Annotated in this window: 35 protein-coding genes; all 35 read left to right on the plus strand. The window is 41.7% G+C overall.

What is annotated here, in order from left to right; translation table 11 throughout:
* Positions 1-74: 74 nt before the first annotated feature.
* The 35 genes from rpoB (at position 75) to N1I86_RS09490 (ending at position 26,631) form a co-directional block, all read left to right on the plus strand.
* The gene (gene rpoB / locus N1I86_RS09320; RefSeq protein ID WP_341096018.1) at positions 75-3,632 is read left to right on the plus strand and encodes a DNA-directed RNA polymerase subunit beta; all 3,558 of its coding nucleotides are present in this window, start codon (positions 75-77) and stop codon (positions 3,630-3,632) included.
* Between the two features lie 123 nt (positions 3,633-3,755).
* Positions 3,756-7,364 (plus strand): DNA-directed RNA polymerase subunit beta', encoded by a 3,609-nt coding sequence (gene rpoC / locus N1I86_RS09325; protein WP_341096019.1) that lies wholly within the window; start codon positions 3,756-3,758, stop codon positions 7,362-7,364.
* A gap of 133 nt (positions 7,365-7,497) precedes the next feature.
* On the plus strand, positions 7,498-7,749 hold the full coding sequence (locus tag N1I86_RS09330; protein WP_003354792.1) for a 50S ribosomal protein L7ae-like protein: 252 nt from the start codon (positions 7,498-7,500) through the stop codon (positions 7,747-7,749).
* A gap of 94 nt (positions 7,750-7,843) precedes the next feature.
* Positions 7,844-8,263, plus strand: a complete 420-nt coding sequence (gene rpsL / locus N1I86_RS09335) for a 30S ribosomal protein S12 (RefSeq protein ID WP_003354791.1) — start codon at positions 7,844-7,846, stop codon at positions 8,261-8,263.
* Positions 8,264-8,298: 35 nt separating this feature from the next.
* Entirely contained in the window at positions 8,299-8,769 is a 471-nt protein-coding gene (gene rpsG / locus N1I86_RS09340; RefSeq protein ID WP_003354790.1) for a 30S ribosomal protein S7, read from the plus strand.
* Between the two features lie 181 nt (positions 8,770-8,950).
* Complete coding sequence (fusA, locus tag N1I86_RS09345; protein WP_270583431.1) at positions 8,951-11,029, plus strand: elongation factor G; 2,079 nt, start codon at positions 8,951-8,953, stop codon at positions 11,027-11,029.
* Positions 11,030-11,159: 130 nt separating this feature from the next.
* Complete coding sequence (tuf, locus tag N1I86_RS09350) at positions 11,160-12,347, plus strand: elongation factor Tu (protein ID WP_003354788.1); 1,188 nt, start codon at positions 11,160-11,162, stop codon at positions 12,345-12,347.
* Between the two features lie 348 nt (positions 12,348-12,695).
* Entirely contained in the window at positions 12,696-13,004 is a 309-nt protein-coding gene (gene rpsJ / locus N1I86_RS09355) for a 30S ribosomal protein S10 (protein ID WP_003354783.1), read from the plus strand.
* Between the two features lie 34 nt (positions 13,005-13,038).
* Positions 13,039-13,671: a 50S ribosomal protein L3 gene (gene rplC, locus N1I86_RS09360; RefSeq protein ID WP_003354782.1), complete on the plus strand. Its 633-nt coding sequence runs from the start codon at positions 13,039-13,041 to the stop codon at positions 13,669-13,671.
* A gap of 29 nt (positions 13,672-13,700) precedes the next feature.
* A complete protein-coding gene (gene rplD / locus N1I86_RS09365; protein ID WP_327797716.1) occupies positions 13,701-14,324 on the plus strand; it encodes a 50S ribosomal protein L4 in 624 nt (207 codons plus the stop codon).
* Entirely contained in the window at positions 14,324-14,608 is a 285-nt protein-coding gene (rplW, locus tag N1I86_RS09370) for a 50S ribosomal protein L23 (RefSeq protein ID WP_003354780.1), read from the plus strand. The genes rplD and rplW overlap by 1 nt, the downstream gene beginning before the upstream one ends.
* 26 nt (positions 14,609-14,634) lie before the next feature.
* On the plus strand, positions 14,635-15,465 hold the full coding sequence (gene rplB / locus N1I86_RS09375) for a 50S ribosomal protein L2 (RefSeq protein WP_003354779.1): 831 nt from the start codon (positions 14,635-14,637) through the stop codon (positions 15,463-15,465).
* Positions 15,466-15,525: 60 nt separating this feature from the next.
* Positions 15,526-15,804 carry a 30S ribosomal protein S19 gene (gene rpsS / locus N1I86_RS09380; protein WP_003354778.1) on the plus strand — a complete coding sequence of 93 codons (279 nt, stop codon included), beginning with the start codon at positions 15,526-15,528 and terminating at the stop codon, positions 15,802-15,804.
* An 18-nt stretch (positions 15,805-15,822) separates the two neighbouring features.
* Entirely contained in the window at positions 15,823-16,164 is a 342-nt protein-coding gene (gene rplV, locus N1I86_RS09385) for a 50S ribosomal protein L22 (RefSeq protein WP_048622378.1), read from the plus strand.
* A 3-nt stretch (positions 16,165-16,167) separates the two neighbouring features.
* Positions 16,168-16,824, plus strand: coding sequence for a 30S ribosomal protein S3 (gene rpsC / locus N1I86_RS09390; RefSeq protein ID WP_003354776.1), 657 nt, complete (start codon positions 16,168-16,170; stop codon positions 16,822-16,824).
* 1 nt (position 16,825) lies between these two features.
* Positions 16,826-17,260: a 50S ribosomal protein L16 gene (gene rplP / locus N1I86_RS09395; RefSeq protein WP_003354774.1), complete on the plus strand. Its 435-nt coding sequence runs from the start codon at positions 16,826-16,828 to the stop codon at positions 17,258-17,260.
* A complete protein-coding gene (gene rpmC, locus N1I86_RS09400) occupies positions 17,250-17,453 on the plus strand; it encodes a 50S ribosomal protein L29 (RefSeq protein ID WP_003354772.1) in 204 nt (67 codons plus the stop codon). Before rplP ends, rpmC begins: the two co-directional genes overlap by 11 nt.
* A 19-nt stretch (positions 17,454-17,472) precedes the next feature.
* Positions 17,473-17,736, plus strand: a complete 264-nt coding sequence (gene rpsQ, locus N1I86_RS09405) for a 30S ribosomal protein S17 (protein WP_003354771.1) — start codon at positions 17,473-17,475, stop codon at positions 17,734-17,736.
* Positions 17,737-17,781: 45 nt separating this feature from the next.
* On the plus strand, positions 17,782-18,150 hold the full coding sequence (gene rplN, locus N1I86_RS09410) for a 50S ribosomal protein L14 (RefSeq protein ID WP_003354770.1): 369 nt from the start codon (positions 17,782-17,784) through the stop codon (positions 18,148-18,150).
* 42 nt (positions 18,151-18,192) lie between these two features.
* Complete coding sequence (rplX, locus tag N1I86_RS09415) at positions 18,193-18,504, plus strand: 50S ribosomal protein L24 (protein WP_003354769.1); 312 nt, start codon at positions 18,193-18,195, stop codon at positions 18,502-18,504.
* A gap of 26 nt (positions 18,505-18,530) precedes the next feature.
* Positions 18,531-19,070: a 50S ribosomal protein L5 gene (gene rplE, locus N1I86_RS09420; protein ID WP_003354768.1), complete on the plus strand. Its 540-nt coding sequence runs from the start codon at positions 18,531-18,533 to the stop codon at positions 19,068-19,070.
* Positions 19,071-19,102: 32 nt separating this feature from the next.
* On the plus strand, positions 19,103-19,288 hold the full coding sequence (locus N1I86_RS09425; RefSeq protein WP_003354767.1) for a type Z 30S ribosomal protein S14: 186 nt from the start codon (positions 19,103-19,105) through the stop codon (positions 19,286-19,288).
* 30 nt (positions 19,289-19,318) lie between these two features.
* On the plus strand, positions 19,319-19,717 hold the full coding sequence (gene rpsH / locus N1I86_RS09430) for a 30S ribosomal protein S8 (RefSeq protein ID WP_003354766.1): 399 nt from the start codon (positions 19,319-19,321) through the stop codon (positions 19,715-19,717).
* A gap of 32 nt (positions 19,718-19,749) precedes the next feature.
* Positions 19,750-20,286 carry a 50S ribosomal protein L6 gene (gene rplF / locus N1I86_RS09435; protein WP_341096024.1) on the plus strand — a complete coding sequence of 179 codons (537 nt, stop codon included), beginning with the start codon at positions 19,750-19,752 and terminating at the stop codon, positions 20,284-20,286.
* A gap of 32 nt (positions 20,287-20,318) precedes the next feature.
* Positions 20,319-20,681, plus strand: a complete 363-nt coding sequence (gene rplR, locus N1I86_RS09440; protein ID WP_003354764.1) for a 50S ribosomal protein L18 — start codon at positions 20,319-20,321, stop codon at positions 20,679-20,681.
* 21 nt (positions 20,682-20,702) lie between these two features.
* Positions 20,703-21,203: a 30S ribosomal protein S5 gene (gene rpsE / locus N1I86_RS09445; protein ID WP_003354763.1), complete on the plus strand. Its 501-nt coding sequence runs from the start codon at positions 20,703-20,705 to the stop codon at positions 21,201-21,203.
* Positions 21,204-21,215: 12 nt separating this feature from the next.
* Positions 21,216-21,398 carry a 50S ribosomal protein L30 gene (rpmD, locus tag N1I86_RS09450; protein ID WP_003354761.1) on the plus strand — a complete coding sequence of 61 codons (183 nt, stop codon included), beginning with the start codon at positions 21,216-21,218 and terminating at the stop codon, positions 21,396-21,398.
* 33 nt (positions 21,399-21,431) lie between these two features.
* Entirely contained in the window at positions 21,432-21,872 is a 441-nt protein-coding gene (rplO, locus tag N1I86_RS09455; protein ID WP_003354760.1) for a 50S ribosomal protein L15, read from the plus strand.
* Positions 21,872-23,164, plus strand: coding sequence for a preprotein translocase subunit SecY (gene secY, locus N1I86_RS09460; RefSeq protein ID WP_003354759.1), 1,293 nt, complete (start codon positions 21,872-21,874; stop codon positions 23,162-23,164). The genes rplO and secY overlap by 1 nt, the downstream gene beginning before the upstream one ends.
* A gap of 49 nt (positions 23,165-23,213) precedes the next feature.
* Positions 23,214-23,867: an adenylate kinase gene (locus N1I86_RS09465; RefSeq protein ID WP_270583947.1), complete on the plus strand. Its 654-nt coding sequence runs from the start codon at positions 23,214-23,216 to the stop codon at positions 23,865-23,867.
* Positions 23,868-24,352: 485 nt separating this feature from the next.
* Positions 24,353-24,571 (plus strand): translation initiation factor IF-1, encoded by a 219-nt coding sequence (gene infA, locus N1I86_RS09470; RefSeq protein WP_003354757.1) that lies wholly within the window; start codon positions 24,353-24,355, stop codon positions 24,569-24,571.
* Between the two features lie 35 nt (positions 24,572-24,606).
* Positions 24,607-24,720, plus strand: coding sequence for a 50S ribosomal protein L36 (rpmJ, locus tag N1I86_RS09475; RefSeq protein WP_003156543.1), 114 nt, complete (start codon positions 24,607-24,609; stop codon positions 24,718-24,720).
* A 21-nt stretch (positions 24,721-24,741) separates the two neighbouring features.
* Complete coding sequence (gene rpsM / locus N1I86_RS09480; protein ID WP_003354756.1) at positions 24,742-25,107, plus strand: 30S ribosomal protein S13; 366 nt, start codon at positions 24,742-24,744, stop codon at positions 25,105-25,107.
* A 24-nt stretch (positions 25,108-25,131) separates the two neighbouring features.
* Positions 25,132-25,521: a 30S ribosomal protein S11 gene (rpsK, locus tag N1I86_RS09485; protein WP_003354755.1), complete on the plus strand. Its 390-nt coding sequence runs from the start codon at positions 25,132-25,134 to the stop codon at positions 25,519-25,521.
* A 165-nt stretch (positions 25,522-25,686) separates the two neighbouring features.
* Complete coding sequence (locus tag N1I86_RS09490; RefSeq protein ID WP_003354754.1) at positions 25,687-26,631, plus strand: DNA-directed RNA polymerase subunit alpha; 945 nt, start codon at positions 25,687-25,689, stop codon at positions 26,629-26,631.
* The last annotated feature ends 14 nt before the right edge of the window (positions 26,632-26,645 follow it).

The raw sequence follows: 26,645 nt of genomic DNA on the forward strand, positions 1-26,645 counted from the left end.
CTTAGTTGTTAGGGGCTATCCCCGACATAAAAGGATAGATGCAACTAAAACGCTTGATTTGAGGGGTGAATCAGTTGACAGGTCAACTAGTTCAATACGGACGACACCGCCAACGCAGAAGTTATGCACGTATCAGTGAAATTTTAGAATTGCCGAATCTTATTGAAATTCAAACATCCTCTTATCAATGGTTTCTTGATGAGGGACTAAGAGAAATGTTCCAGGATATTTCGCCGATCGAGGATTTCACTGGAAACTTATCTTTGGAATTTATCGACTATAGTCTCGGTGAACCAAAGTATTTGGTGGAAGAAGCGAAACAGCGAGATGCAACTTACTCTGCTCCTCTTCGAGTAAAGGTGCGTTTAGTCAATAAAGAAACAGGCGAAGTGAAAGATCAAGAAGTATTCATGGGTGACTTCCCGCTTATGACGGAAACGGGAACGTTTATCATTAACGGTGCTGAACGGGTCATTGTTTCCCAATTGGTCCGCTCGCCAAGCGTTTACTTCAACGGTAAAATGGACAAAAACGGAAAACAGGGATTTACAGCAACTGTTATACCGAACCGCGGAGCTTGGCTTGAATACGAAACAGATGCCAAAGATATCGTATATGTACGTATTGATCGGACAAGAAAACTGCCTGTTACGGTTCTTCTACGGGCTCTTGGTTTTGGCTCTGATCAAGAAATCATCGAGTTGCTTGGTGACAACGAATATCTTCGAAATACATTAGAAAAAGATAATACAGACAATACGGAAAAAGCTCTTATTGAAATATATGAACGCCTGCGTCCGGGCGAACCGCCGACGGTTGAAAACGCTAGAAACTTATTAATTTCCCGCTTTTTCGATCCGAAACGGTATGATTTGGCCAATGTAGGACGCTATAAAATTAACAAAAAACTTCATATTAAAAACCGCATTTTCGGTCAACGTTTGGCAGAAACACTTGTTGATCCTGAGACGGGAGAAATTATTGCCGAAGAAGGAACCGTTTTAGATCGCCGGACTTTAGACAAAATTTTGCCTAACATCGAAAATGGTATTGGTTTTAAAACCTATCGCCAAACGGGCGGTGTCTTGGAAGACGATATCGTGGTCCAATCCATAAAAGTTTATGCCCCCAACAGTGATGAAGACAAAGTAATCAACATTATCAGCAATGCGGTGCCGGATGAGAATGTAAAACACATCACTCCAGCTGATATCATTGCATCTATTAGTTATTTCTTTAATTTGCTGTATGGTGTGGGACATACTGATGATATTGACCATTTAGGAAACCGTCGCTTGCGTTCGGTAGGTGAATTGCTGCAAAATCAATTCCGCATTGGTTTATCGAGAATGGAACGTGTTGTTCGTGAAAGAATGTCCATTCAAGATACCAATACGATTACGCCTCAGCAATTAATTAACATTCGACCAGTCATCGCGTCGATCAAAGAATTTTTCGGAAGTTCTCAGCTGTCTCAATTTATGGATCAAACCAATCCTCTTGCAGAATTAACACATAAACGTCGTTTATCAGCATTGGGACCAGGTGGATTGACGAGGGAACGTGCGGGCTTTGAAGTACGGGATGTTCACTATTCCCACTATGGTCGTATGTGTCCAATTGAAACCCCTGAAGGTCCGAATATCGGGTTGATTAACTCTCTTTCTACTTACGCAAAAGTCAATCGTTTCGGTTTTATTGAAACTCCGTATCGCCGCGTAGATCCGGAAACCGGAAGAGTGACTGACCAAATTGATTATTTAACGGCTGATGAAGAAGATAATTATGTCGTTGCACAGGCAAATGCCCGTTTAGATGAAAACGGAGCGTTTGTTGATGATGAAGTCGTTGCGCGTATCCGAGGCGAAAACACGGTCGTCAAGAAAGAACGTGTTGATTACATGGATGTTTCGCCAAAACAAGTTGTGTCTGCGGCAACGGCATGTATCCCGTTCCTTGAAAACGACGACTCCAACCGTGCTTTAATGGGAGCCAACATGCAGCGTCAAGCAGTACCGCTCATTCAGCCTGAAGCACCAATTGTTGGAACAGGAATGGAACATGTTTCAGCAAGAGACTCAGGGGCTGCTGTTATCTGTAAGCATGACGGTATTGTTGAACACGTAGAGGCAAGAGAAATTTGGGTTCGACGTGTATCAGAAGTGGATGGCCAAGAAGTAAAAGGCGACTTGGATAAATACCGTCTTCTTAAATTTGTTCGTTCTAACCAAGGTATGTGCTACAACCAACGTCCTATTGTCCAAGTTGGAGATCGAGTGAAAAAAGGTGAAATTTTAGCTGACGGTCCGTCCATGGATAAAGGTGAATTAGCGTTAGGCCGTAATGTTTTGGTCGGATTTATGACTTGGGAAGGTTATAACTATGAAGACGCTATTATCATGAGTGAACGCCTCGTAAAAGATGATGTTTATACATCGATCCACATCGAGGAATATGAATCCGAGTCACGCGATACAAAACTTGGACCGGAAGAAATCACCCGCGATATTCCGAACGTTGGAGAAGATGCGCTGAAAAATCTTGATGAACGTGGAATTATCCGCATTGGCGCTGAAGTAAAAGACGGTGACCTTCTAGTAGGAAAAGTAACTCCTAAAGGCGTTACAGAATTAACGGCTGAAGAACGTTTGCTGCACGCCATTTTTGGTGAAAAAGCCCGCGAAGTCCGAGATACTTCTTTAAGAGTGCCTCATGGCGGCGGCGGAATTGTCTTGGATGTAAAAGTCTTTAACCGTGAAGATGGAGACGAACTACCACCTGGCGTCAATCAGTTGGTTCGTGTTTATATCGTTCAAAAACGGAAAATCCATGAAGGAGACAAAATGGCTGGACGCCATGGTAACAAAGGGGTTATCTCACGCATTTTGCCTGAGGAAGATATGCCGTTTTTACCGGACGGAACCCCTCTCGATATCATGCTTAACCCATTAGGGGTGCCATCACGGATGAACATCGGGCAAGTGTTGGAACTCCATTTGGGTATGGCTGCCCGTAAGCTGGGAATCCATGTTGCAACTCCTGTATTTGATGGTGCCCGTGAAGATGACGTATGGGAAACGATCGAAGAAGCAGGAATGCCTAGAGATGGCAAAACCATTCTTTACGATGGCCGGACTGGGGAACCGTTCGATAACCGTGTATCAGTTGGTATCATGTATATGATCAAACTGGCTCACATGGTCGATGATAAACTGCACGCTCGTTCAACAGGACCATACTCACTCGTCACCCAACAACCACTTGGTGGGAAAGCACAGTTTGGTGGGCAACGCTTTGGAGAAATGGAAGTGTGGGCGCTGGAAGCATATGGTGCAGCTTATACGCTACAAGAAATCCTCACGGTGAAATCCGACGATGTAGTTGGCCGTGTAAAAACATACGAAGCTATTGTTAAAGGAGAAAATGTTCCTGAACCGGGAGTTCCTGAATCTTTCAAAGTATTGATCAAAGAACTTCAAAGTTTAGGCTTAGATGTCAAAATTCTTTCAGGCGATGAAAAAGAAATTGAAATGAAAGAGCTGGAAGATGAAGACGATATTCAGCAAGTTGACTCTTTAAACATTGTGACGGAAGGCAATGAAGAATCGGAAAAAGTCGGCACTAAAGAATGATGCTCAGTCGTTCTATAGACTCAGAAAAGATTTTTGGCAGATAGGTCGTTCCTCCCGGATGACCAAATAGGGAGGAACGATTTAAAACTTGCAAAGCTCTATATAAAAAGGGAGGTAGGCCCCTTGCTAGATGTAAATAATTTCGAGTATATGAAAATCGGTCTAGCGTCTCCGGATAAAATCCGGTCTTGGTCTTACGGTGAAGTAAAAAAACCCGAAACGATTAACTATCGAACTCTCAAACCAGAAAAAGACGGCTTATTCTGTGAACGTATTTTCGGTCCAACAAAAGACTGGGAATGCCATTGCGGAAAATATAAAAGAGTGAGATATAAAGGTGTTGTATGTGATCGTTGCGGTGTGGAAGTCACCAAATCGAAAGTTCGTCGGGAAAGAATGGGCCATATTGAATTGGCTGCGCCAGTGTCCCACATTTGGTATTTCAAAGGAATTCCAAGCCGCATGGGACTTGTCTTGGACATGTCGCCTAGAGCCCTAGAAGAAGTTATTTATTTTGCTTCTTACGTTGTGACGGATCCTGGGGAAACAACTTTAGAGAAAAAACAACTCCTCTCTGAAAAAGAATACCGTACGTATAGAGAAAAATACGGAAATAAATTCCAAGCATCGATGGGTGCAGAAGCTATTAAAAAGCTTTTACAAGACATCGACTTGGATAAAGAAGTAGAAACATTAAAAGAAGAATTAAAAACGGCTCAAGGGCAAAGAAGAACACGTGCTATTAAACGATTGGAAGTATTGGAAGCTTTCCGTAATTCCGGCAATAAACCGGAATGGATGGTTTTAGATGTTCTTCCGGTTATTCCTCCTGAACTGCGCCCAATGGTTCAACTTGACGGAGGACGTTTTGCTACTTCCGACTTAAATGATCTGTACCGTCGGGTTATCAACAGAAACAATCGGTTAAAACGTCTTTTAGATTTAGGTGCTCCTAACATTATTGTTCAAAATGAAAAAAGAATGCTGCAAGAAGCAGTCGATGCTCTTATCGATAACGGACGTCGCGGTCGACCTGTAGCTGGACCTGGAAATCGCCCGCTCAAATCTCTTTCTCATATGCTGAAAGGGAAACAAGGTCGTTTCCGTCAAAACTTGCTAGGAAAACGTGTTGACTATTCTGGCCGTTCTGTTATTGTTGTAGGTCCGAACTTAAAAATGTATCAATGCGGACTGCCGAAAGAAATGGCGCTTGAACTATTTAAGCCTTTTGTAATGAAAGAGCTTGTTGAAAAAGGATTAGCGCACAACATTAAAAGCGCTAAAAGAAAAATTGAACGAGTTCAACCAGAAGTATGGGATGTACTAGAAGAAGTCATTAAAGAACATCCTGTATTGCTGAACCGTGCCCCAACGCTTCACCGTTTAGGAATTCAAGCGTTTGAACCAACATTGGTAGAAGGTCGCGCCATTCGTCTTCATCCGCTTGTTTGTACAGCTTATAATGCGGACTTCGATGGAGACCAAATGGCTGTTCACGTTCCGTTGTCTGCGGAAGCACAAGCAGAAGCTCGGATGTTGATGTTGGCCGCTCAAAACATCTTGAACCCTAAAGATGGTAAACCAGTCGTAACGCCATCTCAGGATATGGTGCTTGGTAACTATTATTTAACGCTTGAACGGGAAAATGCAGTCGGAGAAGGAATGGTCTTCAAAGATGCGAACGAAGCTTTGATCGCTTATCAAAATGGCTATGTCCATTTGCACTCTCGTATTGCGGTTCATGCCGGTTCGCTTCATAACCAAACCTTTACAGAAAAACAAAATAAACAATTATTGATTACGACTGTAGGAAAACTTATTTTCAACGAAATTTTGCCAAACACATTCCCATACATTAATGAGCCAACAAAAGAAAATTTGGAAGGTAAAACGCCGGAAAAATATTTTGTGGATCCAACGGTGGATGTGAAAGAACATATTAAAAAACAACCGCTTATCCAACCGTTTAAGAAAAAAATCTTGGGAAGCATCATTGCGGAAGTATTTAAACGTTTCAAAATCACGGAAACTTCGAAGATGCTTGACCGGATGAAAGACCTCGGTTTCAAATATTCTACAAAAGCAGGAATTACGATCGGTATTGCCGATATCGTCGTACTGGCTGAAAAACCGCAAATTTTGCAAGAAGCTCAAGCTAAGGTCGATACGGTCATGAAACAATTCAAACGAGGTCTTATTACAGAAGATGAACGTTATGATCGGGTTATTTCCATATGGAGTGCTGCCAAAGATCAAATCCAAGGCAGACTGATGGAACACTTAGATAGAACAAACCCAATCTTCATGATGAGTGACTCCGGTGCCCGTGGTAATGCTTCGAACTTTACGCAGTTAGCTGGTATGCGCGGTTTAATGGCAAACCCGGCTGGCCGGATTATTGAATTGCCGATTAAATCCAGCTTCCGTGAAGGTTTAACCGTACTCGAATACTTCATTTCCACTCACGGTGCTCGTAAAGGTCTTGCTGATACGGCGTTGAAAACTGCCGACTCTGGTTATTTAACACGACGTTTGGTCGACGTAGCGCAAGATGTCATTGTCCGTGAAGAGGATTGCGGAACGGATCGTGGTTTGTTAATTTCTTCAATCAAAGATGGTACAGAAGTAATCGAGCCTTTAGAAGAACGTCTTGTTGGCCGCTACTCCAGAAAAACGGTCAAACATCCGGAAACAGGAGAAATTCTTGTTCGCGAAAACGAATTGATTACAGAAGATACAGCAAGAGCTATTGTAGATGCTGGAATTGAACAAGTTTGGATTCGTTCTGCCTTCACTTGCAACACACGCCATGGCGTATGTAAAAAATGTTACGGAAGCAACTTGGCGACTGGACAGGAAGTGGAAGTCGGCGAAGCTGTCGGTATTATCGCTGCTCAATCCATCGGGGAACCTGGTACGCAATTAACAATGCGTACATTCCATACAGGTGGTGTAGCAGGAGACGACATCACGCAAGGTTTGCCACGTGTCCAAGAGTTGTTTGAAGCCCGTAATCCGAAAGGGCAAGCGGTCATTTCTGAAATTGACGGTGTCGTTACAGCGATTAACGAAGGTCGAGATCGTCAATACGAAATAGTGGTTCAAGGCGAAGTTGAAACTCGAACTTATACAGCTCCTTACACCGCAAGATTAAAAGTAAGTGTGAATGATAAAGTAGAACGTGGACAGGAAATCACGGAAGGATCCATCGATCCGAAAGAATTGCTCAAAGTTCGCGATGTGTCTGCTGTTCAAGAATATCTGTTGAAAGAAGTTCAAAAAGTTTATCGTATGCAAGGGGTTGAAATCGGCGATAAACACATTGAAGTTATGGTAAGACAAATGCTTCGGAAAGTACGTGTCATTGATGCCGGTGATACCGATGTACTTCCAGGTTCATTACTGGATATACATCAATTTAAAGAAGCAAACCGAAAAGTATTATTGGAAGGTAAGACCCCTGCAACCGGTCGTCCGGTGCTGTTAGGAATCACAAAAGCATCTTTGGAAACAGAATCTTTCTTATCCGCAGCTTCGTTCCAAGAAACAACTCGCGTGTTGACAGATGCTGCCATCAAGGGCAAACGGGACGAATTGCTTGGCTTGAAAGAAAATGTCATCATTGGTAAGCTTGTTCCAGCAGGTACGGGAATGCAGCGTTATCGCAAATCAGAACCGGTTGTTACAAAAAAAGCTAAAGAAAAAGAGGAACAGCCTGTAGCACAAGATTAATCACCTATCCGGCGCCGGTCTTCACCGGTGCCGGATGAAAATTTTCATTCTGACGTTGACATTAAAAATTGAAAGTGTTACTATATTCAAGGTGCTCCTATCTATACCTTGTTACTTTGGAGGATGTTTCAATATGTCTTATGAAAAAGTAGCACAGGCAAAAAAAGTGATTATAGGAACAAAACAAACAGCAAAAGCCATCAAGAATAATCGTGCCCTAGAAGTAGTCGTTGCTTCCGACGCTGATAGCAGAGTCGTCGAAGCAGTGATTCAAGAAGCGAAACAATCGAATGTACCTATTACTTATGTCAGTTCGATGAAAAAGCTCGGAAAAGCTTGTGGGATCGATGTTGGTGCAGCGGCTGTTGCTATTGTCAATGAATAGCGTTTTTGTAGATGACTACAAAAACTTTGTTTTTGCCAAAAAATGAACCACCTGGATGTGTGGGCTTAAACAAAAACGAAGGGAGGAAAATTTCATGCCTACAATTAACCAATTAGTACGTAAACCTCGTAAATCTAAAATAACTAAATCTAAATCTCCGGCGCTTAATAAAGGATTAAACAGCTTTAAGAAAGTACAAACAGATGTATTTTCGCCTCAAAAGCGCGGAGTATGTACACGTGTTGGTACAATGACTCCGAAAAAACCGAACTCTGCATTGCGTAAATACGCTCGTGTTCGTCTGTCAAACGGTATTGAGGTTACTGCTTATATTCCTGGTATCGGACATAACCTCCAAGAACACAGCGTTGTGCTCATTCGTGGAGGACGTGTAAAAGACTTACCAGGGGTTCGTTATCATATTATTCGTGGAGCATTAGATACTGCGGGTGTTGAAAACCGCAAACAAGGCCGCTCAAAATACGGTACGAAAAAACCAAAAGAGAAAAAATAATGCACAAATAATCAGTATCGAAAGGAGGAAATCATATGCCTCGTAAAGGACCAGTGGCAAAAAGAGACGTTTTGCCAGATCCCATTTACAATTCAAAGCTAGTCACTCGTTTGATCAATAAAATTATGATCGACGGAAAAAGAGGAAAAGCGCAAAAAATTCTTTACTCTGCATTTGATATCATTCGTGAACGTACAGGCAAAGATCCTATGGAAGTGTTTGATCAAGCACTTAAAAATATCATGCCTGTATTAGAAGTAAGAGCACGTCGTGTTGGTGGAGCCAACTATCAAGTTCCGGTTGAAGTTCGTCCAGAACGTCGCACCACTTTAGGACTTCGTTGGTTAGTGAACTATGCTCGTCTTCGTGGTGAAAAAACAATGGAAGAACGTTTAGCCAACGAAATTATGGATGCTGCCAACAACACAGGTGCAGCAGTGAAAAAACGCGAAGATACTCACAAAATGGCTGAAGCTAACAAAGCTTTTGCACATTATCGTTGGTAAGAATGGACAGACACTTGCTGTTTCTTGAAATTTCGTCAGAGGGGATTTCTTTATCCCCTTATGATGGATAAGGGTGTTGGACCTGAATTTTTGTTCTGAATCTCCTTGAAACTTACGAGATGATCGGGAGATTGCTAGCGGGATTTATTTTATTATTTTGTGAAGGAAGGAGAAAGACAACATGCCAAGAGAGTTCTCCTTAGAAAAGACTCGCAATATCGGTATCATGGCTCACATTGACGCCGGTAAAACAACAACAACTGAGCGTATTCTTTTCTATACGGGACGCATTCATAAAATTGGGGAAACCCATGAAGGTGCATCCCAAATGGACTGGATGGAGCAAGAACAAGAACGCGGTATTACGATCACTTCTGCCGCTACGACTGCTCAATGGAAAGGTCATCGTATTAATATCATCGATACTCCTGGGCACGTGGATTTTACTGTAGAAGTTGAACGTTCCTTGCGCGTACTTGACGGTGCCGTAGCTGTTCTTGATGCCCAATCCGGGGTTGAACCGCAAACAGAGACTGTTTGGCGCCAAGCTACTACATACGGAGTTCCCCGTATTGTGTTTGTCAATAAAATGGACAAAATCGGAGCAGACTTTTTATATTCTGTTAAAACGCTTCATGAGCGTCTTCAAGCAAATGCGCACCCTGTCCAACTTCCAATTGGTGCGGAAGATCAATTTGAAGCGATTATTGACCTGATTGAAATGAAAGCATACTATTATGCTGACGATTTAGGTTCTAGTATCGAAGAACGTGAAATTCCAGATGACTACAAAGAACAAGCAGAAGAATATCGCAACAAACTAATCGAAGCTGTTGCGGAACTGGATGAAGACTTAATGATGAAATACCTTGAAGGTGAAGAAATCACAAACGAGGAATTAAAGGCTGCTATCCGTAAAGGAACAGTAAATGTTGAGTTCTTCCCAGTGTTCTGTGGTTCTGCGTTTAAAAACAAAGGTGTTCAGCTAATGCTGGACGGTGTGATCGATTATCTTCCGTCTCCAGTGGATATTCCATCTATTAAAGGAACGATCCCGAATACAGACGAAGAAGAAGAACGCCATGCAAGCGATGACGAACCATTCTCTGCTTTGGCGTTTAAAGTAATGACTGACCCTTATGTTGGTAAATTAACGTTCTTCCGTGTTTATTCTGGAACGTTGAACTCTGGTTCTTATGTATTGAACTCGACGAAAAATAAACGTGAACGCGTTGGACGTGTTCTTCAAATGCACGCTAACCACCGCCAAGAAATCTCAACCGTTTATGCGGGAGATATTGCAGCGGCTGTTGGTTTAAAAGATACTGGAACTGGAGATACTCTATGTGATGAAAAGAACCCAATTATTTTGGAATCCATGGAATTCCCGGATCCGGTTATTAAGGTTGCTATTGAGCCGAAATCAAAAGCCGACCAAGATAAAATGTCCATCGCATTAAGCAAGCTGCAAGAAGAGGACCCAACATTCCATGCCCATACTGATACGGAAACAGGTCAAACCATTATCGCAGGTATGGGAGAACTTCATCTTGATATTATCGTCGACCGTATGAAACGGGAATTCAAAGTAGAAGCGAATGTAGGTGCTCCTCAAGTTGCTTATCGCGAAACGTTCCGTAAATCTGCTCAAGTGGAAGGAAAATTCGTTCGTCAATCCGGTGGTCGTGGTCAATACGGACATGTTTGGATCGAATTTTCGCCAAATGAAGAAGGAAAAGGTTTCGAGTTCGAAAATGCGATTGTCGGAGGAGTTGTTCCTCGTGAATATATCCCAGCTGTACAAGCCGGTTTGGAAGACGCTATGCAAAACGGTGTTTTAGCTGGTTATCCTTTAATTGACATCAAAGCAAAACTCTTTGATGGTTCTTACCATGATGTCGACTCCAGTGAAATGGCGTTCAAAATTGCGGCGTCTATGGCGTTGAAGAACGCTGCTTCGAAATGTGATCCGGTTCTTCTTGAACCAATCATGAAAGTAGAAATTGTTATTCCTGAAGAATATTTAGGAGATATCATGGGCGATGTCACTTCCAGACGCGGAAGAGTGGAAGGCATGGAAGCTCGCGGAAATGCTCAAGTTGTAAAAGCGTTTATACCACTCGCTGAAATGTTTGGTTACGCAACATCCTTGCGTTCCAACACTCAAGGCCGCGGAACATACACTATGCACTTCGATCATTACGAAGAAGTTCCGAAGAGCATCGCTGAAGAAATTATTAAAAAAAATAAAGGCGAATAATTGATTTATAGTGAGCAATAAAGTATAAATAACATTGTAAGTTATGGTATCTTTGAAGATAGGGACACTTCTATCTTCAAAGCCCCATATATATATACTTAACCTTATTTTGTAAAAGGAGGATTCCCTAATGGGTAAAGCAAAATACGATCGCTCAAAACCACACGTTAATATTGGTACAATCGGTCACGTTGACCATGGTAAAACAACTTTGACTGCTGCTATTACCACTGTTCTTGCTAAACAAGGTAAAGCAGAAGCTCGCGCATATGATCAAATCGACGGTGCTCCTGAAGAACGTGAACGCGGTATTACTATTTCTACTGCACACGTTGAATATGAAACAGACAACCGTCACTATGCACATGTTGACTGCCCAGGACATGCTGACTACGTTAAAAACATGATCACTGGTGCTGCTCAAATGGACGGGGCTATCCTTGTTGTATCTGCAGCTGATGGTCCTATGCCTCAAACTCGCGAACACATTCTTCTTTCTCGTCAAGTAGGTGTTCCTTACATCGTTGTATTCTTAAATAAATGCGACATGGTTGACGACGAAGAATTACTTGAATTAGTTGAAATGGAAGTTCGCGATCTTCTTTCTGAATATGAATTCCCTGGTGACGACATTCCTGTCATCAAAGGATCTGCTCTTAAAGCTTTAGAAGGAGATCCTGAATGGGAAAGCAAAATTATTGAATTAATGGATGCAGTAGACGAATACATCCCAACTCCAGAACGTGAAGTTGACAAACCGTTCATGATGCCAGTAGAAGACGTGTTCTCTATCACTGGACGCGGTACTGTTGCTACTGGTCGTGTAGAACGCGGTCAATTAAAAGTTGGTGACGAAGTAGAAATCATCGGTCTTTCCGACGAACCTAAGAAAACTACAGTTACTGGAGTAGAAATGTTCCGTAAACTTCTTGACTATGCTGAAGCTGGTGACAACATCGGTGCCCTTCTTCGTGGTATTTCCCGTGAAGAAGTTCAACGTGGTCAAGTATTAGCAAAACCAGGAACTATCACTCCTCATACTAAATTTAAAGCACAAGTATACGTTTTGTCTAAAGAAGAAGGTGGACGTCATACTCCATTCTTCTCTAACTACCGCCCTCAATTCTATTTCCGTACAACTGACGTAACGGGAATTATCACTCTTCCAGAAGGCGTAGAAATGGTTATGCCTGGCGACAACGTTGAAATGACTGTTGAATTGATTTCGCCAATCGCGATCGAAGAAGGAACAAAATTCTCTATTCGTGAAGGCGGACGTACAGTAGGTGCTGGTTCTGTATCTAGCATCCTTGAATAATCGATAGTCAGTTAGTATTTATAATATGAAGCAACAGCGCGACTAATGTCGTGCTGTTGCTTTTTTTGTTTCATCGTTTTTATCCTTACAAGTTAATCTGCGGCCATTGATTATCCACCATCTTGAATTTGCGGCAATACCCCAGTATAATAGTGGAGGCTATTTCTATTGTCTGTTTAAATTGTGTTGCATTTGCACCATTTTTTATGTATAATAGACAATGTTGGTTTTTGACTGCGATGAAGTGGAAGGTTGCTGACACACCCGGCCGCTTTGCCATGGCGAGTGTGTGAGGAAATTTCCATGGAGAATGTCTATTTGAAAATAGGCGGAGAAGGAGGGAAAATAATGGCAAAACAAAAGATTCGCATTCGTTTAAAAGCTTATGATCACAGAATTTTAGATCAATCTGCTGAAAAGATTGTGGAAACTGCGAAACGCTCTGGCGCTGCAGTATCTGGTCCGATTCCGTTGCCAACGGAAAAATCGGTTTATACAATTCTTCGTGCGGTGCACAAATATAAAGATTCTCGTGAACAATTTGAAATGCGTACTCATAAGCGTCTGATTGATATTGTGAATCCAACACCACAAACTGTTGATTCACTTATGAGATTAGATCTTCCATCTGGTGTTGACATTGAAATTAAATTGTAAAGATAAAGCAGATCATTATTAGGAGGTGTGACTGATGACCAAAAAAGGAATCTTAGGAAGAAAAATTGGCATGACGCAAGTGTTTGCAGAAAATGGTGATTTAATTCCGGTAACTGTTATCGAAGCAACTCCGAATGTTGTGTTGCAAAAGAAAACAGTTGAAACGGACGGTTACGAAGCTATTCAATTAGGATTTGAAGATCTACGCGAAAAATTAGCTAACAAACCGCAAAAAGGCCATGCTGCAAAAGCAAACACTGCTCCTAAGCGCTTCATTCGCGAAATTCGCGGGGTTGATCTCAGCCAATATGAAGTTGGTCAAGAAGTCAAAGTTGATATTTTCGCTGAAGGCGATGTAGTGGATGTTACAGGAGTAACTAAAGGAAAAGGATTCCAAGGGGCTATTAAACGCCACGGACAATCTCGCGGTCCAATGGCTCACGGTTCTCGTTATCATCGTCGCCCTGGTTCGATGGGTCCAATTGCTCCGAACAGAGTATTTAAATCAAAAGAACTTCCTGGACGCATGGGCGGAGAACAAGTAACGATTCAAAATCTTGAAATCGTAAAAGTGGATCCTGAACGTAATGTGATCCTTATTAAAGGCAATGTTCCTGGACCGAAAAAATCGTTAGTAAAAATCCAAACTGCGGTTAAATCATTATAAAATCTGACGAAAGAAAGGAGGAAACAGGAATGCCAAAAGTAGCTTTATACAATCAAAGCGGAACTAAAGTAGGAGATATCGAATTAAATGATTCCATCTTTGGTATTACACCAAATGAACATGTATTGCATGAAGCGGTCGTAATGCAAAGAGCTTCATTGCGCCAAGGCACACATAAAGTGAAAAATCGCTCCGAAGTTAGCGGTGGAGGACGCAAACCATGGCGTCAAAAAGGAACCGGTCGCGCTCGTCAAGGTTCGATTCGTGCACCACAATGGCGCGGAGGTGGTACCGTATTTGGACCAACACCACGCAGCTACAGCTATAAACTTCCGAAGAAAGTTCGCCGTTTGGCTATCAAATCTGCACTTTCTTCTAAAGTGAATGAAAATAACATCGTAGTAGTGGATGCATTGAATTTCGATGTTCCAAAAACAAAAGAATTCACTAAAGTTCTTAAAAACCTTTCCGTAGATACTAAAGCACTTGTTGTAACGGACGGTTCCAACGAAAACGTGGTTCTGTCAGCCCGCAACATTCCTGGTGTGACTGTCATTGATACGAACGGCATCAATGTATTGGACGTACTTGGTCATGACAAATTAATCATGACGAAATCTGCCGTTGAAAAAGTAGAGGAGGTGCTTGCATAATGGATGCTCGTGATATTATTAAGCGCCCCGTTATTACTGAACGTTCAATGGAACAAACTGCCGAAAAGAAATATACTTTTGAAGTTGACGTAAAAGCGAACAAAACTCAAGTGAAACAAGCTGTCGAAGAAATTTTCGACGTGAAGGTAGCAAAAGTCAACATTATGAACTATAAAGGAAAATTCAAACGCATGGGACGTTTCGCTGGATATACAAACAAACGTCGCAAAGCGATTGTTACATTAACTCCTGATAGTAAAGAAATCGAATTATTTGAAGCTTAATTTAGCAGAAGAGGAGGGAATCAAGAATGGCGATCAAAAAGTATAAACCAACCAGCAACGGTCGTCGCGGCATGACGGTATCTGATTTTGCTGAAATTACGACTGATACCCCGGAAAAATCCTTGCTTGCGCCTTTAAATAAAAAAGGCGGTCGCAACAACCAAGGAAAAATTACTGTTCGTCATCAAGGCGGCGGTCATAAACGCCAATACCGCATTATCGATTTTAAACGCGATAAAGATGGCATACCAGGACGCGTTGCTACGATCGAATATGATCCAAACCGCTCCGCCAATATTGCTTTAATCAACTATGTAGATGGAGAAAAACGTTATATCTTAGCTCCTAAAAATTTAAAGGTCGGCATGGAAGTAATGTCTGGACCTGAAGCGGATATTAAAGTCGGAAATGCATTGCCGCTTGCTAATATCCCAGTTGGTACAATCATTCACAATATTGAATTAAAACCAGGTAAAGGTGGACAATTAGTTCGTTCTGCCGGAACATCTGCACAAGTACTTGGGAAAGAAGGAAAATATGTACTTGTTCGTTTGACTTCCGGTGAAGTAAGAATGATTTTAGCTGCTTGCCGTGCTACGATCGGCCAAGTTGGTAACGAACAACATGAATTAATTAATATCGGAAAAGCCGGACGTTCTCGTTGGCTTGGTAAACGCCCAACTGTTCGCGGATCTGTTATGAACCCGAACGACCATCCACACGGTGGTGGGGAAGGACGTGCTCCAATTGGACGTAAAACTCCTGTTACGCCATGGGGTAAACCGACTCTTGGATATAAAACTCGCAAGAAAAATCATAAGGGCGATAAATTTATCGTTCGCAGACGCAAAAAATAATAAGATTGCACTACGGTTCGATTTAAGAGCCGTAGAACAATCGAGAAGGGAGGTACCAATATGGGTCGCAGCTTGAAAAAAGGACCTTTTGTTGATGACCATTTAATGAAAAAGATCGAAAAATTGAATGAAAGTGATAAGAAGCAAGTAATTAAAACTTGGTCTCGTCGTTCAACAATTTTTCCATCTTTTGTCGGACATACAATTGCTGTTTACGATGGCCGCAAACATGTGCCTGTATACATTACTGAAGATATGGTAGGTCATAAGTTGGGTGAATTTGCACCAACTCGTACTTTCAGAGGCCATGCCGGTGACGACAAGAAAACAAGACGTTAATGAGAGGAGGTTATCCTAATGCAAGCAAAAGCTGTTGCAAAAACAGTTCGAATTGCTCCTCGTAAAGCTCGCTTAGTGGTTGATTTGATCCGAGGAAAGCAAGTAGGTGAAGCTGTTGCGATTTTACGCCTTACTCCAAAAGCAGCATCTCCTATCGTTGAAAAAGTATTAAAATCTGCTGTTGCGAATGCAGAACATAACTATGACATGGACGTAAACAATCTTGTGGTTTCTGAAGCCTATGTGGATGAAGGTCCGACTTTAAAAAGATTTCGTCCTCGCGCTATGGGAAGAGCTAGCCAAATTAATAAACGCACAAGCCACATTACGATCGTGGTATCAGAAAAAAAGGAGGGATAATTCGTGGGTCAAAAAGTACATCCTAACGGTTTGCGTATTGGTGTAATCCGTGATTGGGATTCGAAATGGTACGCAGAAAAAGATTACGCAGACCTTTTACACGAAGACTTAAAAATTCGTGAATATATTGCAAAACGCCTAGAAGATGCATCCGTTTCCCGTGTGGAAATCGAACGTGCGGCAAACCGTATCAACATCACGATTCATACTGCAAAACCTGGAATGGTTATTGGTAAAGGCGGTACTGAAGTTGAAGCTCTCCGCAAAGCTTTAAACGATTTAACCGGAAAACGAGTTCACATCAACATTGTCGAAATTAAGAAAGCTGATTTAGACGCTAAATTAGTTGCAGAAAACATCGCTCGTCAACTTGAAAACCGTGTATCTTTCCGTCGTGCACAAAAACAAGCAATCAGTCGTGCTATGCGTGCAGGCGCTAAAGGAATCAGAACAATGGTTTCAGGACGTTTAGGCGGTGCTGATATTGCTCGTTCTGAACATTACAGTGAAGGAACTGTTCCTCTTCATACTCTTCGCGCTGATATTGATTATGCTCATGCAGAAGCAGATACAACTTATGGAAAACTCGGCGTGAAAGTATGGATTTATCGTGGAGAAGTCCTTCCTGCTAAGAAGAAATCTGAGGAAGGAGGAAATTAATATGTTAATGCCAAAACGTGTTAAATATCGCCGTGAACATCGCGGAAAAATGCGCGGACGAGCAAAAGGCGGTACAGAAGTTTCATTCGGAGAATTCGGCCTTCAAGCTCTTGAATCGGCTTGGATCACAAACCGTCAAATCGAAGCTGCCCGTATTGCGATGACTCGTTATACTAAACGTGGCGGTAAAGTTTGGATTAAGATCTTCCCTCATAAACCGTATACGGCTAAACCGTTGGAAGTACGGATGGGTTCCGGTAAAGGGGCTCCTGAAGGATGGGTAGCTGTTGTAAAACCAGGCAAAATCATGTTTGAAATTGCCGGTGTATCAGAAGAAGTTGCACGCGAAGCGCTTCGTCTTGCATCTCACAAACTGCCGATTAAGTGCAAGATTGTAAAACGTGAAGAAATTGGTGGTGAATCAAATGAAGGCTAATGAAATCCGTGAACTTACCACTGCCGAAATTGAACAAAAAATCAAGTCTTTAAAAGAAGAGCTCTTTAACCTTCGCTTTCAATTAGCGACTGGTCAGCTTGAAAATACTGCTCGTATTCGTGAAGTACGTAAAGCGATCGCTCGTATGAAAACTGTTATTCGCGAAAGAGAGATCGGTGTTAACAATCGATAATTGAAAGGAGGTTTGCCTAATGAGCGAACGTAATAACCGAAAAGTTTATACTGGACGCGTTGTTTCTGACAAAATGGATAAAACGATCACCGTTTTGGTGGAAACATACAAAAAACATTCACTTTACGGGAAACGGGTTAAATACTCGAAAAAATATAAAGCTCATGATGAATTAAATGAAGCAAAAGTAGGCGATATTGTTCGTATTATGGAGACTCGCCCGCTCTCTGCTACGAAACGTTTCCGCTTAGTGGAAATTGTTGAAAAAGCTGTTATCATTTAATTAATTTGTTCGGATTGATGCTCATTCCGAAGGGAGGTTACACAAATGATCCAACAAGAATCCAGATTAAAAGTTGCTGACAACTCTGGAGCTCGCGAAGTTCTTACGATCAAAGTTTTAGGTGGTTCCGGACGCAAAACCGCTAATATTGGTGATGTGATTGTGTGTACGGTTAAACAAGCAACACCAGGAGGCGTTGTCAAAAAAGGCGACGTTGTAAAAGCGGTAATTGTACGTACAAAACGCGGTGTTCGCCGTTCTGACGGTTCCTACATCCGTTTTGATGAAAATGCTTGTGTCATTATTCGTGATGACAAGAGCCCTCGCGGAACTCGTATTTTTGGACCTGTGGCACGCGAATTGCGCGACAATAACTTTATGAAAATCGTATCTCTTGCTCCAGAAGTAATTTAATAAACCAAATATTTTTCAGGCCTTTCAAGGAGGTGCTACAAAATGCATGTAAAAAAAGGCGATAAAGTAATGGTGATCTCCGGTAAAGATAAAGGAAAAACTGGGGTTATCCTGGCGGCATTTCCTAAGAAAAACCGCGTGATTGTGGAAGGAGTAAACATTGTTAAAAAACATGCGAAGCCTTCTCAATTGAATCCTCAAGGCGGTATCATCAGCCAAGAGGCACCTATACATGTATCAAATGTCATGCCTTTAGATCCGAAAACGAATGAGCCTACCCGAGTAGGCTATCAAATTGTGGACGGTAAGAAAATTAGAATTGCTAAAAAATCTGGTCAACCATTAGATAAATAGTTTTTAGATGAAGGGAGGTATTCTAAATGAACCGCCTAAAAGAAAAATATCTTAAAGAAATTACTCCTGCATTAATGAAAAAATTCAACTACAAATCTGTTATGCAAGTACCTAAAATCGAAAAAGTAGTTGTCAACATGGGTGTAGGTGACGCTGTACAAAATGCTAAAGCATTAGACAATGCTGTAGAAGAATTGTCACTTATTACGGGACAAAAACCTCTTGTTACCCGTGCAAAAAAATCAATTGCTGGATTCCGTCTTCGCGAAGGAATGCCGATTGGTGCGAAAGTTACCCTTCGCGGCGAACGCATGTATGAATTTCTTGATAAACTAATTTCCGTTTCTCTACCTCGTGTAAGAGACTTCCGTGGTGTTTCTAAAAAAGCGTTTGACGGCCGTGGCAACTACACATTAGGAATTAAAGAACAATTGATTTTCCCTGAAATTGATTACGATAAAGTAAGCAAAGTGCGCGGAATGGATATTGTTATTGTTACGACTGCCAATACAGACGAAGAAGCACGTGAACTGTTGACTGAATTTGGAATGCCATTTCAAAAATAATCGCTCTTAACATACAAAAAGGAGGCGACATCGTGGCTAAAAAATCAATGATCGTGAAACAAAAACGGCCTCAAAAGTTTAAAGTGCGTGAATATACACGCTGCGAACGCTGCGGACGTCCACATTCCGTTTATCGCAAATTTAAACTTTGCCGTATTTGTTTCCGTGAACTCGCATATAAAGGTCAAATTCCTGGCGTGAAAAAAGCTAGCTGGTAATACCCGAATTAGGGAAGGAGGTAAAAACCTATGGTAATGACAGATCCAATTGCAGATATGTTGACTCGTATCCGTAATGCGAATATGGTTCGTCACGAAAAATTAGAACTTCCGGCTTCAAAAATCAAAAAAGAAATCGCTGAAATCTTAAAACGTGAAGGTTTTATTCGTGACGTTGAATACATTGAAGACAATAAACAAGGCATTATCCGTATTTTTCTGAAATTCGGACCGAACAACGAACGCGTAATTACTGGTTTGAAAAGAATCAGTAAACCAGGTTTGCGTGTTTACGCAAAAGCGGACGAAGTGCCTAAAGTGTTAAACGGCTTAGGAATCGCAATTGTTTCCACTTCTCAAGGTGTGTTAACAGACAAAGAAGCACGTGCTAAAAAAGTGGGCGGAGAAGTTTTAGCTTACATTTGGTAATAATTCTCTTTATGAATGGAGGTGCAGCTTAAATGTCTCGTATCGGAAAAAAACCTATTGAAATTCCATCAGGCGTTACTGTTACCATTGAAAAAAATACCGTAACAGTAAAAGGGCCGAAGGGAAGTCTTACCCGGACCTTTAACCCAGATTTGAACATTGAAGTAGGAGAAAAAGAAATTATTGTAACACGGCCTTCTGATTCAAAAGAACACCGTGCTCTCCACGGAACGACTCGCGCACTTCTGGCCAATATGGTCGAAGGTGTTTCAAAAGGATTTGAAAAATCCCTTGAATTGATCGGGGTTGGATACCGTGCGCAAAAACAAGGTAAAAAACTTGTTTTAAACGTAGGTTACTCACATCCAGTAGAAATAGAACCTGAAGAAGGCATCGAAATCGAAGTTCCTTCTAATACGAAAATCGTCGTTAAAGGGGTAAGCAAAGAGCGTGTAGGCGCCCTTGCTGCCAATATCCGCGATGTTCGTCCACCTGAACCTTACAAAGGAAAAGGTATTCGCTATGAAGGAGAATATGTACGCCGCAAAGAAGGTAAAACAGGGAAGTAATGCCGCTTAGGTAAAGAAAGGAGTGAGCTTTGGTGATTACAAAACCAGATAAAAACAAAGTGCGCAAAAAAAGACATGCACGTGTACGTACGAAAATTTCCGGTACTTCTGCTCGTCCGCGTTTAAATGTTTATCGTTCCAATAAACACATTTATGCTCAGCTGATCGATGATACGAAAGGAGTAACTCTTGCCAGCGCTTCAACATTAGAAAAGGATTTCGATTTAGAATCCACTGGTAATGTCGAAGCTGCAGCGAAAGTGGGAGAACTTATCGCTAAAAAAGCTGTTGAGAAAGGAATTACTTCTGTTGTATTTGACCGTGGTGGATATTTATATCATGGTCGTGTAAAAGCATTGGCTGATGCTGCACGCGAAAATGGCTTGCAATTTTAAGATAAAAGGAGGGAAACTTGAATGCGTCGCATTGATCCAAACAAGCTTGAATTAGAAGAACGCGTTGTTACCGTAAACCGTGTTGCGAAGGTTGTAAAAGGTGGTCGCCGTTTCCGTTTTTCTGCTCTTGTGGTTGTAGGTGACAAAAACGGCCATGTTGGATTCGGAACTGGAAAAGCGCAAGAAGTTCCGGATGCTATTCGTAAAGCGGTTGAGGATGCAAAGAAAAATCTTTTTGAAGTACCAAGAGTAGGAACGACGATTCCTCATGAAGTAATCGGACACTTTGGTGCAGGGGAAATTCTTTTAAAACCTGCATCTGAAGGTACGGGTGTTATCGCCGGCGGTCCTGTTCGTGCCGTATTGGAATTAGCAGGTGTAGGAGATATCCTTTCCAAATCCCTAGGTTCCAACACGCCGATCAATATGGTTCGTGCAACAGTAGACGGATTGAAACAATTAAAACGTGCTGAGGATGTAGCGAAATTGCGCGGTAAATCAGTAGAAGAACTGTTAGGATAAGGAGGGAGTAAAATGGCAAACAAGTTAGCAATTACCCTCACTCGCAGCTTGATCGGTCGTCCAAAAGATCAACGTGAAACAGTTAAAGCATTAGGGCTTCGTAAACTGCATCAAACCGTTGAACATGATGATAATCCAGCCATTCGTGGTATGATCAACAAAGTGTCTCATCTTGTAACTGTGAAAGAACAATAAGGATCAATCATTGAATAAGGAGGTGCTCGAAAAATGAAACTTCATGAGTTAAAACCTGCTGAAGGGGCTCGCAAAAAACGCAATCGTGTAGGCCGTGGTATTGGTTCAGGGAACGGAAAAACGTCTGGAAGAGGTCAAAAAGGACAAAACGCTCGTTCCGGCGGTGGTGTGCGTTTAGGTTTTGAAGGTGGGCAAACACCTTTATACAGAAGACTTCCAAAACGCGGCTTTACGAATATCAATCGAAAAGAATATGCTATTGTGAACTTGGAAGCATTAAATCGCTTTGAAGACGGTACAGAAGTAACTCCAGAACTTCTGATTGAAACAGGGGTTGTCAGCAAAGAAAAAGCAGGTATCAAAATTTTAGCGAAGGGTGCTATTGAGAAAAAATTAACGGTAAAGGCTCATAAGTTCTCTTCCGCTGCTAAAGAAGCTATTGAAGCTGCCGGCGGTAAAGCCGAGGTGATTTAATGTTTCGTACAGTCTCCAATTTTATGCGCGTGGGTGATATAAGAAAAAAAATTATATTCACCCTTCTTATGTTGATTGTGTTCCGTATCGGAACCTTTATCCCAGTGCCGAACGTTAATGCCGATGTATTTAAAATGCAAGAGCAGGCCGGACTTGTTGGCTTTTTAAATACTTTCGGGGGTGGTGCATTGAAAAACTTCTCCATTTTTGCAATGGGGATCATGCCCTACATTACTGCCTCCATTATTGTTCAATTGCTTCAGATGGATGTAGTTCCGAAATTCACGGAATGGTCGAAGCAAGGTGAAGTAGGAAGAAGAAAACTGAATCAGTTTACTCGTTATTTTACGATTGTACTAGGCTTCATTGAAGCTCTGGGAATGTCGTATGGATTCAATCGTTTATATGGAGGGCTATTAATTGTAGGTAATGGCATTGGCACCTATCTCCTGATTGCTCTTGTATTGACGGCCGGCACCGCCTTCTTAATGTGGCTGGGAGAGCAAATTACCGCTAAAGGGGTCGGCAACGGAATCTCAATCATTATTTTTGCGGGAATCGTAGCAGGTATTCCAAACGGTATTAACCAAATTTATGCGCAGCAACTTCAAAATGCTGGAGATCAATTGTTCTTAAAAATTATTGTCCTACTTCTGATTGCTGTCGCCGTCTTAGCGATTGTGGTCGGTGTTATTTTTGTTCAGCAGGCTTTGCGAAAAATTCCTATTCAATACGCTAAACGTCTTGTTGGAAGAAGCCCTGTTGGAGGACAATCTACGCATTTGCCGTTAAAGGTTAATGCAGCCGGAGTAATCCCGGTTATCTTTGCGATCTCGTTTCTCATTGCTCCTCAAACGATTGCAACTTTCTTTGGGAACGAGAAAGTCACAAGTACGATCCATAATATTTTTGATTATACAAAACCTGTCGGCATGTTGATTTATGTCGCATTGATCATTGCGTTTTCTTATTTTTACGCTTTTGTGCAAGTGAATCCAGAACAATTAGCAGATAATCTAAAAAAGCAAGGCGGGTATATTCCGGGTATTCGGCCCGGCAAAAATACGCAAGATTATTTAACACGCGTTTTGTATCGTCTTACCTTTGCAGGGTCCATATTCCTTGCAGTGGTAGCTGTACTTCCTGTTTTCTTTGTTGATATTGTAGGACTTCCCCCTTCATCACGTATTGGAGGCACCAGTTTGTTGATCATTGTCGGGGTTGCCTTGGAAACGATGAAACAATTAGAAACGCAGCTTGTAAAACGTCACTACAAAGGGTTTATCAAATAGCTTGTATCGTTGATATATATGAACTTATTTAACCTGAGGGGGTAGAAGAGTGAATCTTGTTTTAATGGGGCTGCCGGGTGCCGGAAAAGGTACGCAAGCCGAAAAAATTGTCGAGAAATACGAAATCCCTCATATTTCTACTGGAGATATGTTCCGTGCAGCTATGAAGGAGGGTACGGAGCTGGGTTTAAAAGCCAAGTCTTATATGGATAAAGGCGAGCTAGTTCCCGATGAAGTGACTATTGGCATCGTTCGCGAACGTCTAAGCAAAGACGACTGCAAAAAAGGGTTTTTATTAGATGGATTTCCAAGAACCGTTGCTCAGGCTGAGGCGTTAGAGTCCATTATGAGCGATCTTGGAAAAAAAATCGATTATGTGATCAACATTGATGTCGATAAAGACTTATTGTTGGAACGGTTGACAGGACGCAGAATTTGCAAAAGCTGCGGATCCACCTATCATTTAGTCTTTAATCCTCCTAAAGTGGCTGGCAAATGTGACCGATGCGGAGGAGAACTGTATCAACGGGCTGACGACAATGCGGAAACTGTTCAAAACCGCTTGGATGTCAATTTAAAACAAGCAAAACCTTTGCTTGATTTTTATGGTGAAAAAGGCTATTTGAAAAATATTGACGGCACGCAGGAAATAAATAAGGTATTTGAAGATATCGATCAACTGCTAGGCAAGCTTGCTAATTAATATATTGTTGTTTAGGATTGGTCATAAGTTTCTTATTGAAAAGCGACCCGTTCAACGGCTATGAGACGTTTTTCAAATTGGTTATCAAGATGAATTCATCATGTTTAGCTGATGGTAAGAATGGTCAACAGTGAAAATGAACATTTTTTCAAGATCGGTTCCACTAGTATGGTGCCGCTTCCTGTTGTGTTTTACAGGAAAGATCGTTTTTATTGACCGTTGCGATAAGAGTTGATTTGTGATGAATTGGGTGATAAAATAAGTGTTTGATCGCCTTGTAGTTTCATTTTCATGAGTGAATCTGTTTTAGGCGGTTGCTGTTTTGTTTGACCACCTGATCAAACGGCTTAAACATACCCTTTTTTAAGTGGTTTTACTTCATATAGATGGTTGTGGCTGTCAGCATGTTTTTTGCAGCTTCGAGCAATGCTTAGACGATGAATCGTGAAGCGGGTCCTACAAGAAGGAAGAAGGGAGACGATACGATGGCGAAAGACGATGTTATTGAAGTAGAAGGTACCGTTACTGAGACTTTGCCAAATGCGATGTTTAAAGTGGAATTAGAAAATGGTCACACGGTGCTTGCGCACGTTTCTGGGAAAATCCGTATGCACTTCATCCGGATTTTGCCCGGGGATAAAGTAACGGTTGAGTTATCTCCGTACGACCTGACACGCGGTAGAATTACGTACCGTTATAAATAGTTTTGCACTCCGAAATAATTAAGGAGGTTTGGAAAATGAAAGTAAGACCGTCTGTTAAACCGATCTGCGAAAAATGCAAAGTCATTCGCAGAAAGGGAAAAGTTATGGTAATCTGTGAAAATCCAAAACATAAACAAAAACAAGGTTAATTTTGAAGGAGGTGCTCTTATATGGCACGTATTGCTGGTGTAGATATCCCGCGTGATAAACGTGTTGTGATTTCTTTAACTTATATTTATGGTATCGGTAAATCTACTGCTCAAAAAATCTTGGCAGAAGCTGGTGTTTCTGAAGATACTCGCGTTCGTGATTTAACAGATGAAGAAGTGAACAAAATCCGTGATCTTGTCGATAAATTAAAAGTTGAAGGAGATCTTCGCCGCGAAGTATCGCTGAACATTAAACGTTTAATGGAAATCGGCAGCTATCGTGGACTTCGTCATCGCCGCGGTTTACCTGTTCGTGGACAAAATACGAAAAATAATGCCCGCACACGTAAAGGTCCGCGCAAAACTGTAGCGAACAAGAAAAAATAATAGGTAAAGGAGGTAACACCAACAATGGCTCGTAAAACAACTACTCGTAAACGTCGTGTCAAAAAGAATATTGAAACTGGAATTGCGCACATTCGCTCTACATTTAACAATACGATTGTCACTATTACTGACGTCCATGGGAATGCTGTCGCTTGGTCAAGTGCAGGGGCTCTTGGTTTCAAAGGTTCCCGCAAATCCACTCCATTCGCAGCACAAATGGCAGCAGAAACAGCTGCAAAAGCTTCCATGGAACATGGAATGAAATCTCTTGAGGTAACAGTAAAAGGACCTGGTGCTGGACGTGAAGCTGCGATTCGTGCACTTCAAGCTGCCGGACTGGAAGTTACAGCAATTAAAGATGTGACTCCTGTACCTCATAATGGATGCCGTCCGCCAAAACGTCGCCGTGTTTAATTTTTCTGTATATTATTTGTATCTCTGTCAATAATGGGATACTAATGATATTTTTGTTTAAACAGAAAAAATCTTTTCATTGTGCACAATCGGGAACGAAAACATGGGGAATTTCGGTGATTGTTCTAGCCGGGGTTTCGACGTTTTAAAGGAGGGTATAATTGAATGATCGAGATTGAAAAACCAAAAATTGAAACGGTTGAGATCAGCGATGATGCCACTTATGGGAAGTTCGTCGTAGAACCACTTGAGCGTGGATATGGTACAACTTTGGGTAACTCCTTACGTCGTATCCTATTATCCTCACTCCCAGGTGCCGCTGTCACATCTATTCAAATAGACGGAGTTTTGCACGAGTTTTCAACAGTTGAAGGCGTCGTTGAAGATGTAACATCCATCATTTTGAACATAAAAAAATTAGCTTTAAAAATATATTCTGATGAAGAAAAGACGCTTGAAATTGATGTGCAGGGTGAAGGTGTTGTGACCGCTGCAGATATTACCCATGACAGCGATGTGGAAATTTTAAACCCTGATTTACACATTGCTACATTGGCGGAAAACGGCAGTTTGCGCATGCGGTTAACAGCGCGGCGTGGGCGCGGCTACACTCCAGCTGATCAAAACAAACGCGAAGATCATCCAATCGGCGTGATCCCGATAGATTCTATTTATACTCCAGTTTCAAGAGTGAACTATCAAGTAGAAAAGACGAGAGTTGGTCAAGTCGCCAACTACGATAAACTTTCGCTTGATGTCTGGACTGACGGCAGTATTGGACCGAAGGAAGCCGTTTCCCTTGGCGCCAAAATTTTAACAGAGCATTTAAATATCTTCGTTAATTTGACCGATGAGGCTCAAAATGCTGAAATTATGGTCGAAAAAGAAGAAGATCAAAAAGAAAAAGTTCTGGAAATGACGATCGAGGAATTGGATCTATCCGTTCGTTCCTACAACTGTCTAAAACGTGCGGGCATCAATACAGTACAAGAATTGGCAAATAAAACGGAAGAAGATATGATGAAAGTCCGAAACCTTGGACGAAAATCATTAGAAGAAGTAAAAGCCAAGTTAAATGAACTTGGGCTAAGTTTGCGTAAAGACGATTAATCATACGATTTTGT

The sequence above is a fragment of the Bacillus sp. FSL W8-0116 genome (assembly GCF_038003825.1).
GTDB lineage: Bacteria > Bacillota > Bacilli > Bacillales > DSM-4216 > Bacillus_O > Bacillus_O smithii.